General features: G+C 54.8%; 11 protein-coding genes. 7 read left to right on the top strand and 4 right to left on the bottom strand.

Annotated features, from left to right (window positions below; genetic code table 11):
* Positions 1 to 524 precede the first annotated feature (524 nt).
* From UTO39_RS19740 to UTO39_RS19725, 4 genes are all read left to right on the top strand, one after another.
* Positions 525 to 1,262, top strand: a complete 738-nt coding sequence (locus tag UTO39_RS19740) for a helix-turn-helix domain-containing protein (protein WP_061099142.1) — start codon at positions 525 to 527, stop codon at positions 1,260 to 1,262.
* Positions 1,232 to 1,711 (top strand): hypothetical protein, encoded by a 480-nt coding sequence (locus UTO39_RS19735; RefSeq protein ID WP_151413419.1) that lies wholly within the window; start codon positions 1,232 to 1,234, stop codon positions 1,709 to 1,711. Before UTO39_RS19740 ends, UTO39_RS19735 begins: the two co-directional genes overlap by 31 nt.
* 148 nt (positions 1,712 to 1,859) lie before the next feature.
* Entirely contained in the window at positions 1,860 to 3,458 is a 1,599-nt protein-coding gene (locus UTO39_RS19730) for a glycosyl hydrolase family 18 protein (protein WP_320727882.1), read from the top strand.
* A gap of 65 nt (positions 3,459 to 3,523) precedes the next feature.
* Positions 3,524 to 4,051, top strand: a complete 528-nt coding sequence (locus tag UTO39_RS19725; protein WP_061099140.1) for a cytochrome b — start codon at positions 3,524 to 3,526, stop codon at positions 4,049 to 4,051.
* On the opposite strand, the gene UTO39_RS19720 is transcribed toward UTO39_RS19725, so the two are convergent.
* The gene (locus UTO39_RS19720; RefSeq protein ID WP_320727881.1) at positions 4,014 to 5,210 is read right to left on the bottom strand and encodes a hypothetical protein; all 1,197 of its coding nucleotides are present in this window, start codon (positions 5,208 to 5,210) and stop codon (positions 4,014 to 4,016) included. The genes UTO39_RS19725 and UTO39_RS19720 overlap by 38 nt on opposite strands.
* A 167-nt stretch (positions 5,211 to 5,377) precedes the next feature.
* Here UTO39_RS19720 and UTO39_RS19715 point away from each other — a divergent pair, with 167 nt between their 5' ends.
* Together UTO39_RS19715 and UTO39_RS19710 are read left to right on the top strand one after the other, a co-directional pair.
* Complete coding sequence (locus UTO39_RS19715; RefSeq protein ID WP_120247323.1) at positions 5,378 to 5,596, top strand: ANR family transcriptional regulator; 219 nt, start codon at positions 5,378 to 5,380, stop codon at positions 5,594 to 5,596.
* A gap of 45 nt (positions 5,597 to 5,641) precedes the next feature.
* Positions 5,642 to 6,391 (top strand): prepilin peptidase, encoded by a 750-nt coding sequence (locus UTO39_RS19710; protein ID WP_320727880.1) that lies wholly within the window; start codon positions 5,642 to 5,644, stop codon positions 6,389 to 6,391.
* A gap of 118 nt (positions 6,392 to 6,509) precedes the next feature.
* Here UTO39_RS19710 and UTO39_RS19705 read toward each other — a convergent pair whose 3' ends face one another.
* From UTO39_RS19705 to UTO39_RS19695, 3 genes are all read right to left on the bottom strand, one after another.
* Entirely contained in the window at positions 6,510 to 8,285 is a 1,776-nt protein-coding gene (locus UTO39_RS19705; RefSeq protein WP_320727879.1) for a lytic polysaccharide monooxygenase, read from the bottom strand.
* A 16-nt stretch (positions 8,286 to 8,301) separates the two neighbouring features.
* Positions 8,302 to 8,739 (bottom strand): hypothetical protein, encoded by a 438-nt coding sequence (locus UTO39_RS19700; RefSeq protein WP_320727878.1) that lies wholly within the window; start codon positions 8,737 to 8,739, stop codon positions 8,302 to 8,304.
* Positions 8,740 to 9,118: 379 nt separating this feature from the next.
* Positions 9,119 to 11,077, bottom strand: coding sequence for a S8 family serine peptidase (locus tag UTO39_RS19695; RefSeq protein WP_320727877.1), 1,959 nt, complete (start codon positions 11,075 to 11,077; stop codon positions 9,119 to 9,121).
* Positions 11,078 to 11,580: 503 nt separating this feature from the next.
* Here UTO39_RS19695 and UTO39_RS19690 point away from each other — a divergent pair.
* Entirely contained in the window at positions 11,581 to 18,024 is a 6,444-nt protein-coding gene (locus tag UTO39_RS19690) for an inverse autotransporter beta domain-containing protein (protein WP_320727876.1), read from the top strand.
* The last annotated feature ends 6 nt before the right edge of the window (positions 18,025 to 18,030 follow it).

Below are 18,030 nucleotides of genomic sequence, written 5' to 3'. Positions count from 1 at the left end.
GCAAGGAAAAGACAGGTGTTCACCGCACATCTTAGCGAATGGCGCTTTAGCATCACTCTTACAGTGTAGAGCAGAGTGAGGTGAAAAAGAGTAGCTAAAAAGTGGTGGGCTGTATAGTTGCTGGGGGAGCATCAGCCGATCCTGATGGAAAACCGAAAGGTAAAGTAACGACGTTTTCACATTCTACGAAATAGATTTTTTTCGGAGCAGCTGAATGGTTTGTTATTTATCACGAAATAGCGGCATGGAGGGCGATATTTCTCAGGTACGGAAAGGAATTCCTTATTGTTCAGGTTGAATATCAGGTATTACTCAGGCGTTACTCAGAATAAACTTTCTGAAATCATGAATTGGTTGTGGAAAAATCAGGACGGTAAATAGTGCAAAAGGCGAAGGTACTATCATTTATAGGGATATGTTGTTAATTTGTGCCTGAATTAGATAACAGAGATGTAACTGTTAATACCTGCACTTTTTCGTCATAACAATGTAAACGCTGTAATTTTATTATCTAGGACCTACCCGTGAATAACGAAGAAATCTCTCTTTCAGCGTCAGTAACGTTCGTACCGGAAAAATCATCTCTGGCAACCGTGGATCATGGCGATATACATCTGACGCCCAACGAGCGTCGTTTACTGGAGTTGATCCTCAGCGGCAAATGTAAAAAAGAGACCATATTTGAAGAGATCTGGCTCAACCAGGGCATGATTGTTAGCGAATCCAGTTATCACCAGCTTATAAAAATGCTGCGCCGCAAGCTGCAAAATGCCGGCCTGCCGGGCTCGATCATCAAAACTATTCCCCGGTATGGTGTAGTACTGGCCCCCTGCGAAACGCAGGACAGTGAGGTAGCTTGCCCGCCAGAAGAGCCAGATAACGCGTCTTGTCCCACTCCCGTCGATTGCCCGTCGTTGCCTGCTATCACGGCGGAGCCATTGAAAACGCCCTCACGTCAATACGGGGCTCTGCTGGCGGCGCTGTGCAGCTTGTTGATCATCCTTCCAACGCTGGTGGTGGTCTGCACGGCGGACACGCCGCAGGCCTTTCAGGAAAATATCTACGTAGATGGCGTCATGTTTCATCTCTCTTCGCTGCGCAGCGTCGATCGGCAGGCGCTGGCGAGAAAGCGGCATGCCCTGCCGGCGGGCATCAATAACGTTTACATCGCGTCGAACGGTCCAAAAGTGTTCGTTGCGCAATGTGAAGGCGAACTATCTCAGGAGGGAAAATGCGGTTACGAATACTATTCGTCATACTGATGGTTTGCATCAGCGTTTCGCTGGGTGGCGCGCTGGCTTACCTGACCAGCAACTACCTGGAGAGCAGAAAAGTGCCCGCCGAGCCCTGCAGCAGCGTCATACGTAACGGCAAATTTATTGATGAAAGCCTGCAGCATTACCAGTTTAATGGTGTGATCACCTGGTGGCCCAAACTGCACAGGCTAACGTTATTTGGTGTAAAAACCGATGAGGCCGGAAATCGGGTATTCAACCGAACCCTGCAGCTAAAATCGGTGACACAGAAGGGAAACGTCATCAATGGCCGGGTGGCAGAATTAAAAATTGCCGTTGGCGATCAGCTTCCGGAGAAGACCTTTCTGATAAGTGAAGACGATCAGTATATTAATCTGTTATTCAAACCGATTAATAAAGATAGCTGGCTGATGAAAATTAATGATAACTGGGTAGCAATGTGTGAGTATAAATAATCTCACGATAATTTTATTATAAGACATATCCAGGCTGGCGAGTTTTAAATCTGCTGCTGCAGTGAGCTGTTCTCCTGTTTTCAGGGAGATGAATATCCTATCTTGCGGGACAGGATTTCATTATTAAACCTGGAGCAGGATATCTCCCATGTTAAAGAAAAATAAAATATCTCTGAGCGCAATCGCCGCGGGGCTGGCGTTAAGCGGAATGCTGGTCAGCACGTTTAGCCATGCGGCCGCAACCGACGCCGCCTCACAGATGCCGGATATCAGTCAGAAAAAAATTCTCGTAGGTTATTGGCACAACTGGGGGATCAACCCGGAAGAGATAGACAAAGCGCGCGGCTATCAGGGAGGCTTACCTTCTGATATGTCGCTGCGTGAAGTGCCGAAAGGCTACAACGTCATCAGCGTTGCATTCATGAAAGTCATGGAAGGGCAGGGTGAGATCCCCACCTTCAAACCCTACAACGCGAGTGATGAAGCGTTCCGCGCTCAGGTTGCAGAGCTGAACGAGCAGGGGCGCGCGGTGCTAATTTCACTGGGCGGCGCTGACGCGCATATTGCATTGAACAAAGACCAGACTGAAGCGCTTGCGGCGGAGATTATTCGCCTGACCGATCGCTATGGTTTTGATGGTCTTGATATCGATCTGGAGCAGACGGCCATTGCCGCGGCTGACAACAGTACGGTGATCCCGGCGGCGCTGAAAATGGTGCGCGCCCATTATCAGCAGCAGGGTAAACACTTCATCATCAGCATGGCGCCAGAGTTCCCTTATCTTCAGTCCGATCGCGGGGTGAACTACAAAGCCTACCTGCAAAATCTTGAGGGCGTGTATGACTTTATCGCTCCACAGTATTACAACCAGGCGGGCGACGGCGTGAATATGATGACGCAGGAGGAGAAGGACGAAGTCGGTGAATGGTGGCTGCCGCAGGAATGGGGTACGGGCTACAGCGACCGTCAAAAAGAGCTTTTCCTTTACTACCTCACCGACAGCCTGGCAAACGGAACGCGCGGTTATGTGAAGATCCCGGCGAACAAGCTGGTGATTGGTCTCCCGGCCAATGCGGATGCGGCAGGAACCGGCTATGTGAGAGACGCGCAGAGTGTCTTTAACGCGCTTTCGCGCCTCGAAGCGAAAAATGAGGCGGTAAAAGGGCTCATGACCTGGTCAGTCAACTGGGATAATGGCAACACTAAAAATGGCCAACATTACGGCTATGAATTCCTGAACCGTTACCAGAGCATCCTTGATGGCAGCCTGCCGGGTGGGGGCGACGAAACGGATACTCAGGCGCCAACACAGGTGCAGGGCGTCCAGGCCACGCTGAATGGGCTGGATGTTTCGCTCAGCTGGCTGCCAGCTAAGGATAATACCGGCGTGGCGGGGTATGCCGTCTGGCGCGGTCTGGAAAAGATCGGCGATACCCGTGAACTCAACTTTACCGACACCCAAACCCAGCCGGGCATGAGCTATCGCTATACGGTCATCGCCTATGATGCAGCCAACAACTTCGCCACGCCGAGCCAGCCGGTCAACGTTACCGTGCCCGATAATGACGATGGCGGAGGCGAAGAGGGCGGTCAGGACGGCGACGTTACCGCATTCACGCCGGGCAAACTTTATGCCGTAGGGGATAAAGTTTTATATGAGAGCAAAGTTTACCGCTGCCAGATTGGCCATACAGGTGCCAGCCATTGGTCGCCGGATCGAGCCCAAAACTTGTGGGTAGCTGAATAACCTATTTTTTTAGAACAGCATGGCTTCGCAGGGAGCCGTGCTGTTTGTTTTACAGGACAACGACTATGCAAACTTCTCTGGTTATTGCCAAACGTTACGATCGGTTTTCTCGCCTTCTGCACTGGGTGGTCGCAGCCGTTATTATCTACGCGATGTGCATGGGCTATATTCTGCACGCGCTGGAAGGAACCCGCTGGTTTACCTTCTTTTCCGTGCTGAATATGTCGCTTGGTACCATCGCCACGCCCATCATGATAGTGCGTTTCGTCTGGCGTTTCTTCCGCCCTTCGGTACCCTATCCGGCCACGGTGGCCGGGCGTAAAAAACAGCTGGTGGTGTTTATTCATGAGCTGTTTTATCTGACCATTATGGTGGTGCTGGTTAGCGGTTTTTTGATGCTGCAAAAAGATTACAACCTGTTTGGCCTGGTGCCGGTTTCCCGCCCGATTGCCATCGCCGAAGTGAATGCGTTTTTCTTCCAGGTGCATCGCTATAGCTGCATCCTGCTGGGCGTAATTCTGCTTGGGCATGTGGCGGCGGTGTTGAAATACACCTTTAGCGGGCAGCGGGAGATTCTGCAGCGGATGCTGTGAGAAAGAGGCTCACTCCCCCCATCAGATGCGCGGTATTGCCGATCCTGTGAAACATCACCATCCCGCGCATCTGCCTTCCGTGCAGCGTTTGCAGAACAACTTCCCGGGCAAAGCTGCTTTCACGTTGCTGTGAGTACCAGGCGCGAAAATCGGGCAGGAACGGCGTATCGCAGTGTGCGTCCAGTAGCGTCAGGGTGCTCAGCGTCTTTTCCTCACCAGGGAACAGCGCTTCCGTGCTGCCTTGCCAGCGAATCTCCTCCTCCGGCATCGAGAGGCGAAACACGACGCATGAACCCGTCTGCGACAGGCGAATAATGATGGCACTGGTGCTGGCCGCGAGTGCCTGTTGCTGTTGGATCCAGCGGCGGTACTGATATAAACAGTTGGCAAAAATCGCCGAAAATACCAGATACCACTGCGCCTGCCAGATTGCGGGGATAAGATCGGGCGTTAGCGTGTAAAAAATCCCTTCCCGCTGCTGGGTCGCCAGCACCACAATCAGGTATTGAATAAGCAGCAGAGCGCCAACACCGCGTCCGGAGAGCGCAAACACGCTCAGTAAAACCACCGTCGTTTGCACCAGCAGCAGGTTGAGCCCCTGCCAGAGCGGTGGCAGGAAAAAGTAGCCCGTCACCAGCACAAGGGTATTCGCGGCAAGAAGCAGAGCTTCCCGCCCGTTAAACCGCTGGTGCGACGGAATTTGGCTCTCACGCAGCAGCGGCAAAATGGCGAGAATGCCGGTTAACGCCGCCAGCACCCAGGAAAAAAAATGCAGTGGCGCAATCGGATACCCTGACAGTAACAGCGCCAGATTAAGCAGCAGGCTGCCGCAAAAAATGCTGAAAATTAACTGCAGGGGGTAGATCAGTTCACCAATAATCGGCCTGCGCGCAAAACGCAGCGCAGGCAGTTGCGCATTCAGACGAAAGACGGCGACGCACAGCGGGAATATTGCGACGTCGAAGAGGGCAAACAGGCATGCCAGCGTGAGCGGGCGGCCTATCCAGACGCCAACGAACACATGCAGCAAGCCCGCGGTAGCCAGCCACAGCGGCCACTCGCGCGGGGCCGTCAGCCATAACGCGGCGAAAAGCAGCGGCGCCGGAAGCCAGAGCGTGGTGGAGAGGCTCCAGCTATCCCGCGTATGAAAGCTCAGCAATGCCAGCAGGATGTAGAGACCCGAAAAGGCCAGCCAGCGGATGATATTGGTAATCAGCGTTGTTCTCCCACTGAGGCATTCAGCGTTATTCAGGTATTTATCATTTTAAGCTCAATTATTTTATCGTCGCTATTGATACGCTGGGATTTTTTCTAAAGGGCTTAACGATGGACTGGCAAAGCGACAAACGCGATCCTGCTACCCTGTGGTTTTCACTTTCTTCACGAGCGGCAGAACATGAGCAGGGAAAGGAGTGGCATATTGCGGCATTATTGTGGAAAGAAGCGGCACAATATGCAAAAGCGCATCTGAATATTGAATGGGCGAACTTGCGCGGAGACTTTTGTACTTTACGTGCAAACAGGCTGCCTAAATATAACGAATAGTCTCTGCTATTATCGGAGATTGCATGTCCCTCAGAGTGTGGAACCATGGTTGAGAGTGTAATACTCGTTTTTAGCGTTTTTTTGGGCGCCATTATCGGCAGCTTTTGCAACGTCATTATCTACCGGCTCCCCTTGATTCTCCACGGTGAAGCACTCTCTTTATCGTGGCCTGCTTCCCATTGCCCACGCTGTAAACACCCCATTAAATTTCGCCACAATGTTCCTCTGATTGGCTGGCTGCTGCTGCGCGGGCGCTGCGCCAGCTGTGGTCAGGCGATATCGTGGCGCTATCCGCTGGTTGAAGGGCTCATGGCGCTGCTGTACGGGGTGATTATCTGGCAGCAGGGCGTCACGCCGCAGAGCCTGTTCGACGTGCTGGCGGTGACGTTTTTGCTGCCGCTGCTGTTTATTGACCTGCGCACCATGCTCCTGCCCGACCGTCTGACGCTCCCGCTGCTGGCGATGTCGCTGGCGTTTGCCGTCAGCGGCTATAGCCGGGTGGAGCCATTGCAGGCATTCATCGCCGCTCTGCTGGGCTTTGGCGTGCCCTGGACGCTCTCTTTGCTGTTCCGTTTGTTGCGCGGCCATGAAGGGATGGGGATGGGGGATATGAAACTGCTGGCGGCGATCGGGGCGTGGCTTGGCCCGCTGGCGCTGCTGGATGTTTTTGTTGCCTCGACCCTGCTGGCGCTGGTCACGGCGCTGATTCTGTTGCGGATTAAGCCCGGTCAACCGTTTCCCTTCGGCCCGTATCCGATTATCGCCGCGATAGGGTGGGTGATCTTGTACCGATAAAAAAAGCGCCGGAACGAAGGGGCGATTTCCGGCGCAAAATAGTTAACGAGTGCGTCATGGGGGAATGACAATGTCAGGCGCGGGTCGGTGAAGACCCGGCCAGAGTTAACTTACTGTATTATTTGCATTCTTTAGGCATGTTGGCAGCACCTTCTTTCTTCCAGACGCCCCACTCGCCATCGGAACCTGGCTTAACGCCTCGGGTTTCCCAGCTGTTCAGCCAGATGTTGCCCTCATAGCTCACTTTTTCACAAGGTGTCTTGTAAGTTTTATTGTGGTCCCAGGCTTTTACATTGGTTTGCGTCGGGCGCAGTTTGATCACCTTCGTTGCCGTGGAGACTTTACCGGTATCAGGCGCCGTCACTTTCACCTGCAGCGTCACGTCTACATTGTCGGTATACGGATGTTTGCCCATAAGGTTGGTGCTGAACTCATTTGGTGACGAGATCTGAATCTTATCGGCGTGTGTCAATGCGGACCATTCAACTTTTGACCCCTTTAAGGAATCATTGTTTTTTGACACGACGGCGGCAGCAATAATGTCACTGCCAACAATGGTGTCCTGGTTGTTGCCCGTATTGATCTGCACATCAGAAGCCTGCTGTGCATCCTTCACGGTCACGGTGATATCGTCGGTGCTGGTTTTGCCATTTTTGGCCGTCACCGTCAGGCGATAGGTCACTTTACCGATTTTGCCAGGTTTAATCAGCGCGCGGGCTTTTGCCGCGTGGACGGTTGAAACCCATTCGCCACCGTTAGCGACCTGCAAAGCACCAAAGTCCTGACCGGAAACGATAGTCCATTGATATTTTTCAGCATTGACGCTTGCGGAACCGTTAAGATCATAACCTCGGGATTCACTGTTGCTGTTAACGGTGAAGTCACTGCCTGCTTTCGCCACCGGTGCCGTGCTATCCGCTTCAGCTTTGGCATTCAGGGTAACGGTTTTTGAATCACTCACGTTTTTATCGTTGGTGACGGTCAGCTTCACGTTGACGCTAAAATCGCTCTCAGGTTTAGCCTTCAGGCGAATGCTGGCTTTAGCACTGGTGCTGTTTTCCAGAATGACCTTATCGGCATTGCTGGTGACGGCCCAGCTGTACTTCAGCTCTTTCCCCGTTGAGGCGCTACCGTCCAGCGACAGCGCGCTGGTTGACAGGTTATGGCTGGATGGCGTGACGCTGGCCACCGGTTTGGTAATGACTTCACCGCCGAAATCGACGTCAATCATCTGATAAAATGCGTTATCGGTATCACGCACGCGCCAGACGGCATAAATTTTCTGCTTACCTTCACGCTCCGGTACGTCGCAGGTGTGGGTTTCGAAACCTGTCGGGAGCGAAATATCGGCCGACGGGTTGCCTGGCGCATAGGTATAAACCTTGTGGCAGAAAGGTTTATCTTCAAACATCGCTCTGGTCAGGCGCGAATCCGCACCCGGAACTGACTGCCAGTCCGGCTTAGTGATGTAGTAGGTAAAATAGGTGGTGCGGTGCTTAGCCGGTAAATGCCATTTAAACTGGTGCGGACCCGCAGACATCGGGTTGTTGTAGGTATTCTGCTTTTCGTCATCAAGCTTGCTGAAGGCGGGAGTTGCCGTTGAACCACCGCTTGCCAGTTTTCCATCCGGCGGGAATTGGAACACCTGTTCGTTAGCGATCGGAGTTGGGCTCATATCGTTGCCAGCCGGGAGCTTCGGCGCTTCCACGGCGTCAGCAGGCCAGACTTGCTGATGATCTTTATTCGGATCCGCACTTATCACCGGCGGGAAATGAATCACCGAACGGGATTTTGGTTCAAAAACATAGCCGTGCGCCAGTGCGCCCGTGGAATACATGCCAATCAATGCCACGGCTAACGCCGACGTAATATTATTCATCTTGAGTAGTTTCAAAATAATCTTCCCTGAATTAATTGAAGGACACTTCTACGTGACTGAGGGGGCTGTTCTCTTTGGCATACACCTTATTCGACTGAGACTCATCGGGCGTAATCTCGCCGTTGCTGTGCCTGAAACCGGCACGCAGTTCGGGGTGCTGCTGGTTGATAGCCTGGGCGAGGGCGTAGGACCAGTGGGCCTCTTCGCCAGCAAGAATGGTGACGCGCGTTTCCAGGTTTGGCAGTTCGGTTCCGTCGTTAAAGAAGCGCGCACGAATCGTTTGCCCTTCAACGACCTTCACTTTCTCACCGTTGACACCGCGTTCCAGCGTGCCTAGTTCTTTCATGCAGTTCTGGTGGCCCTGTACACAGTTTGCCGATGGCGAGGTCGTGGCGGCGTTAGCTGAAACGCTGACGCCCGCCCCTGCCAGTAAAGTGGCAAGGACAAAAGCAGATCCTGTTAATTTCATAAGTTCCCTTATTAATTACTGAACAATAACGAGAGGTAAATCTCACCTGCAGCGCAGGTAAAAAAGGCGTTATTACCGTGTGATAACAGGGACAAATAGTAACGGGAGGAGACAGCCGGCTTGAATAAGAGACTTCTCTGAGCCATTAAGAGTCGGGGAGTTTCGGCAGAGAAGAGCGACCGTTCGTGTTGTAAAGAGGGCGGAGCGCGACAGGGTATGAAATAGTACTGCCAATTTCAGTCCTTTACGCTTATTAATAAAATCTGAGCGAGTACGGTTGTTAAGAAATGTCTTTTTTACGGTTTTCCTGAGCGTTGAGTTAATAAAATAAAGCCTGGCTTATATCCAGGCTTTACTATTATGTTAACCAAAAGGGTATTTAAGGGCAGCTATTATTGGCTGCATCCGACGCTCGCCATGCCCCCCACTCACCGCCGCGTCCCGGCTCCTCTTGTCCTGCGTTGACATACCACTGGTTCAGCCAGATTTTGCCGTTATGCGATACGCGGGTACATTTCACCGGGTAGGCGATCCGTGGGTTATACGCTTCTGCGCCGTCATCAGGAATATCAGGTAACTGCGGTTTTTTCACCGTTACGGTGATCTTCTCAGCGCTCACGCTTCCGTCTTTGCCCGTGACGGTTAACCAGTAGGTTGCTTCTCCGTCAGTATTAGCGGGAATGAGTGCCCGGACGGTAGGGCCTGAAAATTCACGTATCCAGCCTCCGGCATGTTTCTCCTGTAGCCAGAATTTGTCTGCACTGTTTTTGTCGATGGTCCATTTCCAGGAGACGGCATTCTTGCTGGCGCTCCCGTCTAACTGATACGCCCGGGAGGAATCGGTCGTGCCGGTAACGCTAAAGCTTTCTCCAGGCACTGCCTTTACTTCCTCCTGCTCTTCTTCTTTGAGTTCCAGAATCCTGGCTACCGCTTTCGCCATATTTGGGTGAGTACCTACTTTCGCTGAATCCCCTGCCGCTAAAGGTGTACCGGTTTCCTGCAGGATGGAACGCATCTGTTGAGGCGTGACGGTGATATTGTGAGCTTTTGCAATGGCCGACAGGCTGGCGACCACGCCTGCGATAATCGGGTTCGCGGAGGACGTGCCGGAGAAACTTGAGGTGTATTCCGCATTTTTTATGCTATGCAAACCGCCGTAACCCGTCGTAACCACATCCCAGCAGCCCCAGCTGGCGCTGGTCACGCGTGAGCCATATGTGCTGAAAGAGGCTTTTTTGCCATTGTTTGCACAAAACGCGCCCGCAATGATCGCGCCGGAATCCCGCTTCTTAACGTCAAATTTGCCATTAAATCCGGCGTGATCGAGGTTGATATTACCATTGCCTGCCGCCTGAATAACGTGCACGCCCTTATCCGTCAGCGCTTTTATCACGTCATAATAGGCTGGAGCGTTTTCCTGGGGGACATAGCAAGCGGATGAACAGCCTGTCACATCTCCTCCGCCGGTCTGCATACCAATTTGCACCACATCGCCTGCCTGGAGTCTGGGAATCATATTGTAGAGATTATTGGCCTGCCATTTGACGTATCCCATACGGGCGTTCCACGTCAGGCCTTTGATGCCCGCATTGATATCTTTCGCCGCCATAATCCCGACGGAGCTGGTGTCGTGATCTTCGCCCGGCGTATAGCGCTTGTCCCCTTCATGGAAATCGATCGGCGGCAAATTCACATGGCTGGTATTCCACGCGTTGTTTTCCATTGAGACCAGCGAAATGCCGCTACCATCGTGCCCTGAATACTGACTCACGCTGTCGCGATTAACGCCACCCATATAGTAGCCGGGCCGTTTTTCCTCTGGCGATTTGCTGTAATCCTGCAATCCACGAAAGTCCGGGACGGTGGCCTGGCTGGTACTGTTCAGGGCATAGCTCAGCCCGGAATAGGGCGGCACGTCGGGAACATTGACACCCTTTTCCAGCGACACCGGCATGGATTCCGGGTAAGCCAGCTCAATATCTTGTCGCGTCGCCAGTTCATTAATTACGTTATTGATATAGGCCGCGTCATGTTGCTTATCGGCTGGCAGGGCTATACGTAAATAACGATTAAAGCCGTAGCGTTCATTAAGCGCATCCATCTCGCTTAATTCACTGCTGCGCAAATGATTTGCCGTAAATAACGGACTCACGGTGAGGGTACTGTCGCGTAATGAGAAGGGTGAAGACTTATTAAGAGTCGTGCCGGGTTTTAATTTCACGATAACGGAGAGATACGAAGTGCCTTCCCAGGCTTGCTCGTGCGTGACGGCATTTTGCGCAAAAGCGGGAGCACTCAGTAGTGCACAAATAAGCAGGGCCAGTCCAGTTTTATTCATGTCAACGATCTTCCTTATAAAAATGACATCCAGAGTATTGCCGGGAGCATCCTGCCATTAGGGGAAAACCTGCATAAGGAGACGGTCAGCAATAAAATTGCGAGGTGTCTGGTCGGTGTTGAGAATTACCTGCTCCGGAAAATATAAGGCTGAAATTAGGCTGAGGGATTTATGAAGTGGGCTGAAAGAGTTGTTAAACATCAACGCGTAACTATTGAATTTAATGAGAGACGGAAAATCTCATGAACATCTCCTGAGTGCTGTATGGAGTTTAGGAATTATCTGGAACTTAATATCACTAACCAGGGAGTTTAATTAATAAGGGATGCGTCACAATGCCCGGTGTTTCGTACTGTTCTTTACGTCAAAAATTATCCGTGTGGATAATCCTCTTACATTATTTATTTTCCATCTTTTTACTCACGGTTCCCCCCGTCGCGCGGGCGCAAACTGAAACTCACGCAACCGTTGAAAGCGAAAGCAATCAACCCCTGCGGGATAAAATGGCCGGCATGTGGGGAAGCGCCCAACAAAACGGCGCGGGCGATGCCTTGCGCGGTGCGGCAAACAGCGAGGTGAATGCCGCGTTAACCCAGGAAGTGGAAGCGTGGTTAAACAATATCGGCGGGAAAGCCCGCGTTACGGCAGACGTCGGTATTGGCGGGAGCGATAGCCGCGATTTTGGGCTGGACTATCTGTGGCCGGTTAAGATCTGGCAACATGACATTCTGTTCACTCAGATGAGCGCACACCGCTGGAACGAGCGCGATATCCTTAACGTTGGCCTGGGCTGGCGACATACCTTTAACCCGCATCTGATGGCGGGTGGAAACCTCTTTTTCGATCAGGATGTCACGCGCCACCATAACCGAATGGGGGCAGGCGCCGAGCTGTGGAGCGATGGGATTCGTGCGTCCGCGAACTACTACCTGCCCCTGAGCGGCTGGCGTCATTCTGACGACAGCATGTTTAATGACGATCCCGACCGCTATGAACTGTATGAACGTGCCGCCCGCGGCTGGGATCTCAATCTGGAGACGGCCCTTTCACAGCACGTTGCGCTCAAATTGGGCTGGTTCCAGTGGTATGGCGACAAAGTGGACGTTAACGGCAGCCGCAGCGAAGCCAGCCACAATCCTCACGGGCTTAACCTCGGGCTTAAGTGGCAACCTGTGCCGCTGGTGGGGATCAGCGCGGAGCAGAGCATGATCAGTGGCCAGCGGGATAACTTCTCTGTGGGGCTGAATTTCCACTGGGAGTTTGGCCGAAAACTTTCCGAGATGCTGGCAAGTGAAAATGCGGCGGCGTTGCCATCGCTGATGCAGTCCCGCACGGAGTTCGTCACCCGTAATAACAACATCGTTCTCGCCTATAAGCAGGAAGAAAAAGACAGACGCCTCTATTTCAGCCCTACGGAAAAAACCACGCAGGCTGGCGTGCCGCTTCTTCACGCGGTGAAAGGTGGGCAGGGGGGCGTCATTCGCTACACCTCCTCCAGTACGGCGATCGCCACCGTGGAGCCGGGCAGAGGTCTGGTGAACCCAACGCATCGGGGCGATGTCACCATCACCGCGACGGAAACGTCACCTGTCGATCCGGAGCACGTGCTAAGTTCCGCCAGCTATCACCTGACCGTTACGCCGGGCGATTTTGCCCCTTCCGTCGAAAACGTTGCCATTAAGGGTGTCATGTCACCCGGCAAGATCCTGGAGGGAAGTTACCTCTATAAAAGCAATGAAGGGGAAGATGAAGATCCTGAGCAAACCCGGCTGCGGTGGTATGACGCAGTATCAGGCGAGACGCTGAAGGAAGGGAGTGCTACGTATGAGGTGCAAACGCGTGATATGGCCCGCACGGTGATCTTCGAAGTTACGCCGGTCAACAAAAAAGGAATACCCGGGGAGAGCGGAACGGCGAAAATTACCGGTAGCGCAACGATAACTACCCTGCGTATCGATCATCTGCTTTCACCCGGTGAGATCCGCCGTGACGGCAGCGTGAAGTTCTTCGAAGAGAGTCACGGGGCGTTGCTGGTGTTAGCCGAGGTGAAAGACGGTCAGGGCTCCCCTCTGACCGAACAGATGGTGTACTGGCAGAGCAGGAACTCGCTTGGCTCGTTGTCGCAAAACAGCGTACGCACCGATGAGCACGGTCAGGCGTTGGTAAAAATAGAAAACATCATGGCGGATGGTGAAGATGAAATCACGGCCTCGCTGATCCCGCCTGGCGGGAGCCAGACCCTGAGCACCGCCAGTGATAACAATGCTCAGCAGGAGAAGATGGCGCTGGTTGTCGATTTTGCCCACCCGCTTGCCATCCGCTTCGTAGAGTCTCCCGAGCGTGCAGAAGTTGCCACAGAAAAGACGTTCACGATTGAAGTTACCGATCAGGATGGTAAGCCTCTGACGGTTGAGAAAAACGTCACGTGGAGCAGTAACGGTGAAACCCTGAGCGGCAAAACGGATAGCGAGGGAAGAGCATCCATCGCACTTATCGCGCCGCAAAAAGCAGCAGAAAAGTGGGTGGTGAACGCCACGGTAGATACCGTGAGTAGCCCGTCAGCGCCCGTAAGCCTTGAGCCGGGTCCGGTGGCAAAAGTGGTGCTGGACGTCCCGGAAAACGCGGTTGCAGGCGGTGAGGATAAAACCGTCAGCGCGCAGCTGTATGACCGGTTTGATAACGCGGTTATCAGCCGTAAACAGGCTATCACCTGGCGGATAGAAGGGAGTCAGTTCCGGGAAGCGCCCACCGGAGACAGCGATGAGCACGGTATTGCCAGTGCAACCGTGGTCGTACCTGAAAAAGCGCCATCGGAGGTGAAAGTCTCCGCCGGTGAAGTGCAGAAGATCATCAGTGTGAATGTCGGGAAGGTGAATCATGTCGAGCTCAAAGGTACCCCAGATACGCTGAATGCCAATGGGAGCAGCACTTCGACGCTGACCGCTATCGCGCTGGATGAGCACAACAATAGCGTACCGGACGCTCCCGTAACGTGGACGCTCATCACGCAGCAGTTTGGCGCGCTGAGCAACGCGGTTGAAAAAACCGATGCAGAAGGCAAAGCGACAGCCACGTTTACGACCGCATCAGCGGGGGGCAATGCGCAAATAGAGGTCGACATTGGCGGGCAAAAACAAGCGACGCAGCTGACGCTCAACGGTTACCCGATTATCCGCAGCATCACGCTGAACCAAACCGCCGGGCTGAAGGTGGGCGACACGGTACGCGTGGAAAAAGTGGACGTGGAGCAGAACGGCGGCGGTGAGGTGACGCTGAGCTACCAGTGGCACCGTGACGAGGGAGCGATCGATGCCGCCACGTCGGACAGTTATCACCTGACGGAACAGGATACGGGGGCGACTCTCTTTGTGGTGGTGACCGCCACCAACGCGGCCAAAAATGAAGGCGATAAGGCGTCGTCGAAAACGGAGCCGGTCACCGGGAAGGCGTCAGATGTGACGGTAACCGCCAGCGCGGACAGCGTGGATGCGAACGGGCTGAGCACCATAACCTATACCGCCACGGCGAAGGACCGCTTCGGCCGTGCGGTAGTGGGCGAGGCGATCGTCTGGGACATCGACAAGCCGGAGCTGGTGAGCCGGGGAGAAACCAGCGCCGTCACCGGAACCGGAGGCGTAGGGATGATGACCGTCACCACGAAAAATACCGGCGGAACCGTTACGGTGAGCGCCACGGTCAACGGCAAAAAAGGCGAGTCCGGCGTGGCGTTGCAGGGAATTCCGACGATCAAAAGCATCACGCTGAGCAAAACCGCCGGGCTGAAGGTGGGTGACACGGTAAGCGTTGAGAAGGTGGACGTGGAGCAGAACGGCGGCGGCGAGGTGACGCTGAGCTACCAGTGGGGACGTGAAATCAACAACGCGTCCGGGGGCATCAGCGGTGCGAAAGAGGCCAGCTATACCCTGACAGAGCAGGATACGGGGGCAACGCTGTTTGTCGCGGTAACCGCCACCAACGCGGCCAAAAAAGAGGGCTATAAGGCGTCGTCGAAAACGGAGCCGGTCATCGGGAAGGCGTCAGCCGTGACGGTCACTGCCAGCGCGGCCAGCGTGGAGGCTAACGGACTGAACACCATTACCTACACCGCCACGGCGAAGGACCGCTTTGGCCGTGCGGTAGTAGGCGAGGCGATTGTCTGGGATATCGACAAACCTGAGCTGGTGGCCCGGGGGGAGACCAGCGCCATCACCGGAACAGAAGGCTCGGGTACGATGACCGTCACCACGAAAAATACCGGTGGAACCATCACGGTGAGCGCCACGGTCAACGGCAAAAAAGGCGAATCCGGCGTGGAGATTTACGGCGCGCCGTTGGTGACAGACCTGCATATCTCCGGCACGCCGAAGGTGGGGCAGACCCTGAGTGCGGAATACACTTTCTCGGCAAACGGGAGCGGGGCGGATGCGTCCACCTTCCAGTGGCAGTGGAAGGACGGTGAGACCTGGAAGAATGCGGCAGCCGCTGGCAATGCGGCACGAACGTTCACGCTGCCGGACAGCTATGCGGGCTACAGCGTGCGGGTGGTGGTGACGCCGAAGGGCAGCAGTCACCCGTCGCTGACCGGAACGATCCAGGAGAGCCAGGCGGTGACGGCTTACGGCACGCCAGTGGTGGAGGACGTGCGCACATCCGGCACGCCGGAGGTGGGGCAGACCCTGAGGGCAGAATACACCTTCAAGGCGAACGGAACCGGTGCGGATGCTTCAACCTATATCTGGGCGAGGTATGAGAGAACCAGCTGGATGCCGATCGAAGGGGGCAACGGCCGGGAATACACCCTCCAGGCGGGGGACGCTGGTTACAGCATTAAAGTAACGATAATACCGGAGGGCAGCAGTCAGCCGTCGCTGGTCGGGGCGGTGCAGCACAGCCCGGCGGTAGATGTTTACGGTGCGCCATCGGTGACAGATCTGCACGTTTCCGGCACGCCGGAGGTGGGACAGACATTGAGGGCGGAATATACCTTCACGGCGAACGGAAGCGGTGCCGATGCCTCAACCTATATCTGGGCGAGATACGAGGGAACCAGCTGGATGCCGATCGATGGGGCCAACGGCCGGGAATATACCCTCCAGGCCGGAGATGCGGGTTACAGCATTAAGGCGGTGGTGACGCCGACGGGCAGCAGCCATCCGGCACTGGCCGGAGCGGTACAGAGCAGCCCGTCGGTAGACGTTTATGGCGCGCCGTCGGTAACCAATCTGCACATCTCCGGCACGCCGAGGGTGGGGCAGACCCTGAGGGCGGAATACACCTTCACGGCAAACGGCACCGGGCCGGATGCGTCCACCTTCCAGTGGCAGTGGAAGGACGGAGAGGCATGGAGGAATGCGGCAGCCGCTGGCAATACGGCACGAACGTTTACGCTGCCGGACAGCTATGCGGGCTACAGCGTGCGGGTGGTGGTGACGCCGAAGGGCAGCAGTCACCCGTCACCGGCCGGAGTGGCGCAGGAAAGTTCAGCGGTCGCGGTATATGGCGCGCCGTCGGTGTCGGGCCTGAAGATTTCCGGCACGCCGAAGGTAGGGCAGACCCTGAGGGCGGAATACACCTTCACGTCAAACGGAAGCGGTACGGATAAATCCACCTTTATCTGGGGAAGGTATGAGAGAACCAGCTGGATGCCGATCGAGGGGGCCACGGGTCGGGAATACACCCTCCGGACCGAGGATGCGGGTTACAGTATTAAAGTGACGGTAATTCCGGAGGGCAGCAGCCAGCCTCAGCTGCAGGGCGAGACACAGCACAGCCCGGCGGTGGATGCCTATGGTGCGCCGTCAATAACCAATCTGCATATCTCGGGCACGCCGAAGGTGGGGCAGACCCTGAGTGCGGAATATACTTTCACGGCAAACGGGGCCGGTACGGACGCCTCCAGCTTCCAGTGGCAATGGCAGGATGGTGCAACATGGAAGAATGCCGCAGGCGGCACGGCAAGAACGTTTACGCTGCCGGACAGCTATGCGGGCTACAGCGTGCGGGTGGTGGTAACGCCGAAAGGCAGCAGCCAGCCGTCGCTGACCGGTGCGGTACAGGATAGTCCGACGATGGCAGCCTATGACGCGCCGTCTGTGGCGGGCCTGAGGATCTCCGGCACGCCGAAGGTGGGGCAGACCCTGAGTGCGGAATACACCTTCACGGCAAACGGGGCCGGTACGGACATCTCCAGCTTCCAGTGGCAGTGGCAGGATGGTGCAACATGGAAGAATGCTGCAGGCGGCACGGCAAGCACGTTCACGTTGCCGGACAGCTATGCAGGTTACAACGTGCGGGTAATGGTAACGCCGAAGGGCAGCAGCCAGCCGTCGCTGACCGGTGCGGTACAGAACAGCCCGGCGGTAGCGGTGTATGGTATGCCGTCTGTGACGGGGCTGAGGATCTCCGGCACGCCGGAGGTGGGGCAGACATTGAGGGCGGAATACACCTTCACGGCAAACGGGACCGGTACGGACATCTCCAGCTTCCAGTGGCAGTGGAAGGATGGCCAGACGTGGAGGGATGTCGCAGGCGGCACGGCAAAAACGTTCACGCTGCCGGACAGCTATGCGGGCTATGACGTGCGGGTGGTCGTGACGCCTAAAGGTTCAGGGCAGTCCTTATCTGGCACCGAGGCCTTTAGTGGCGCTGTTACCATAAGATCTAAGCCTGCGCCTTTCGTTACAAACCTGGGCTACAGCGGCAGAACCGGAGCCTGTAACAGAATAACGGCAACGTACACTTACAATGCGAATGGCGGTGCGTCTGAAGGCAACACGATATTTCAGTGGAAGTGGGGGAGCACCGTGGTTTCCAACGTACAAGGCGTTACGTTAGGCTACTGGGGGGAAGTCACACTTTATGTGACGCCAGTTAATAAAGACGGTATCAGAGGAAAGACGGAATCAAAAACGTTTAAAAATACGGGCTCAAGTAGCTGTGATTGGTAAACACGT

It is taken from the genome of Enterobacter sp. 118C5, assembly GCF_034107645.1.
Classification (GTDB): domain Bacteria; phylum Pseudomonadota; class Gammaproteobacteria; order Enterobacterales; family Enterobacteriaceae; genus Enterobacter; species Enterobacter nematophilus.
Note: the sequence above shows the minus strand (reverse complement) of the source record. Positions and strands in the feature narration are given on the sequence as shown.

Coding starts and splice junctions, on each gene's coding strand:
- UTO39_RS19735 (WP_151413419.1), top strand. CDS start 1,232: ATGCGGTTACGAATACTATTCGTCATACTGATGGTTTGCATCAGCGTT.
- UTO39_RS19730 (WP_320727882.1), top strand. CDS start 1,860: ATGTTAAAGAAAAATAAAATATCTCTGAGCGCAATCGCCGCGGGGCTG.
- UTO39_RS19725 (WP_061099140.1), top strand. CDS start 3,524: ATGCAAACTTCTCTGGTTATTGCCAAACGTTACGATCGGTTTTCTCGC.
- UTO39_RS19715 (WP_120247323.1), top strand. CDS start 5,378: ATGGACTGGCAAAGCGACAAACGCGATCCTGCTACCCTGTGGTTTTCA.
- UTO39_RS19710 (WP_320727880.1), top strand. CDS start 5,642: ATGGTTGAGAGTGTAATACTCGTTTTTAGCGTTTTTTTGGGCGCCATT.
- UTO39_RS19700 (WP_320727878.1), bottom strand. CDS start 8,739: ATGAAATTAACAGGATCTGCTTTTGTCCTTGCCACTTTACTGGCAGGG.
- UTO39_RS19695 (WP_320727877.1), bottom strand. CDS start 11,077: ATGAATAAAACTGGACTGGCCCTGCTTATTTGTGCACTACTGAGTGCT.
- UTO39_RS19690 (WP_320727876.1), top strand. CDS start 11,581: ATGGCCGGCATGTGGGGAAGCGCCCAACAAAACGGCGCGGGCGATGCC.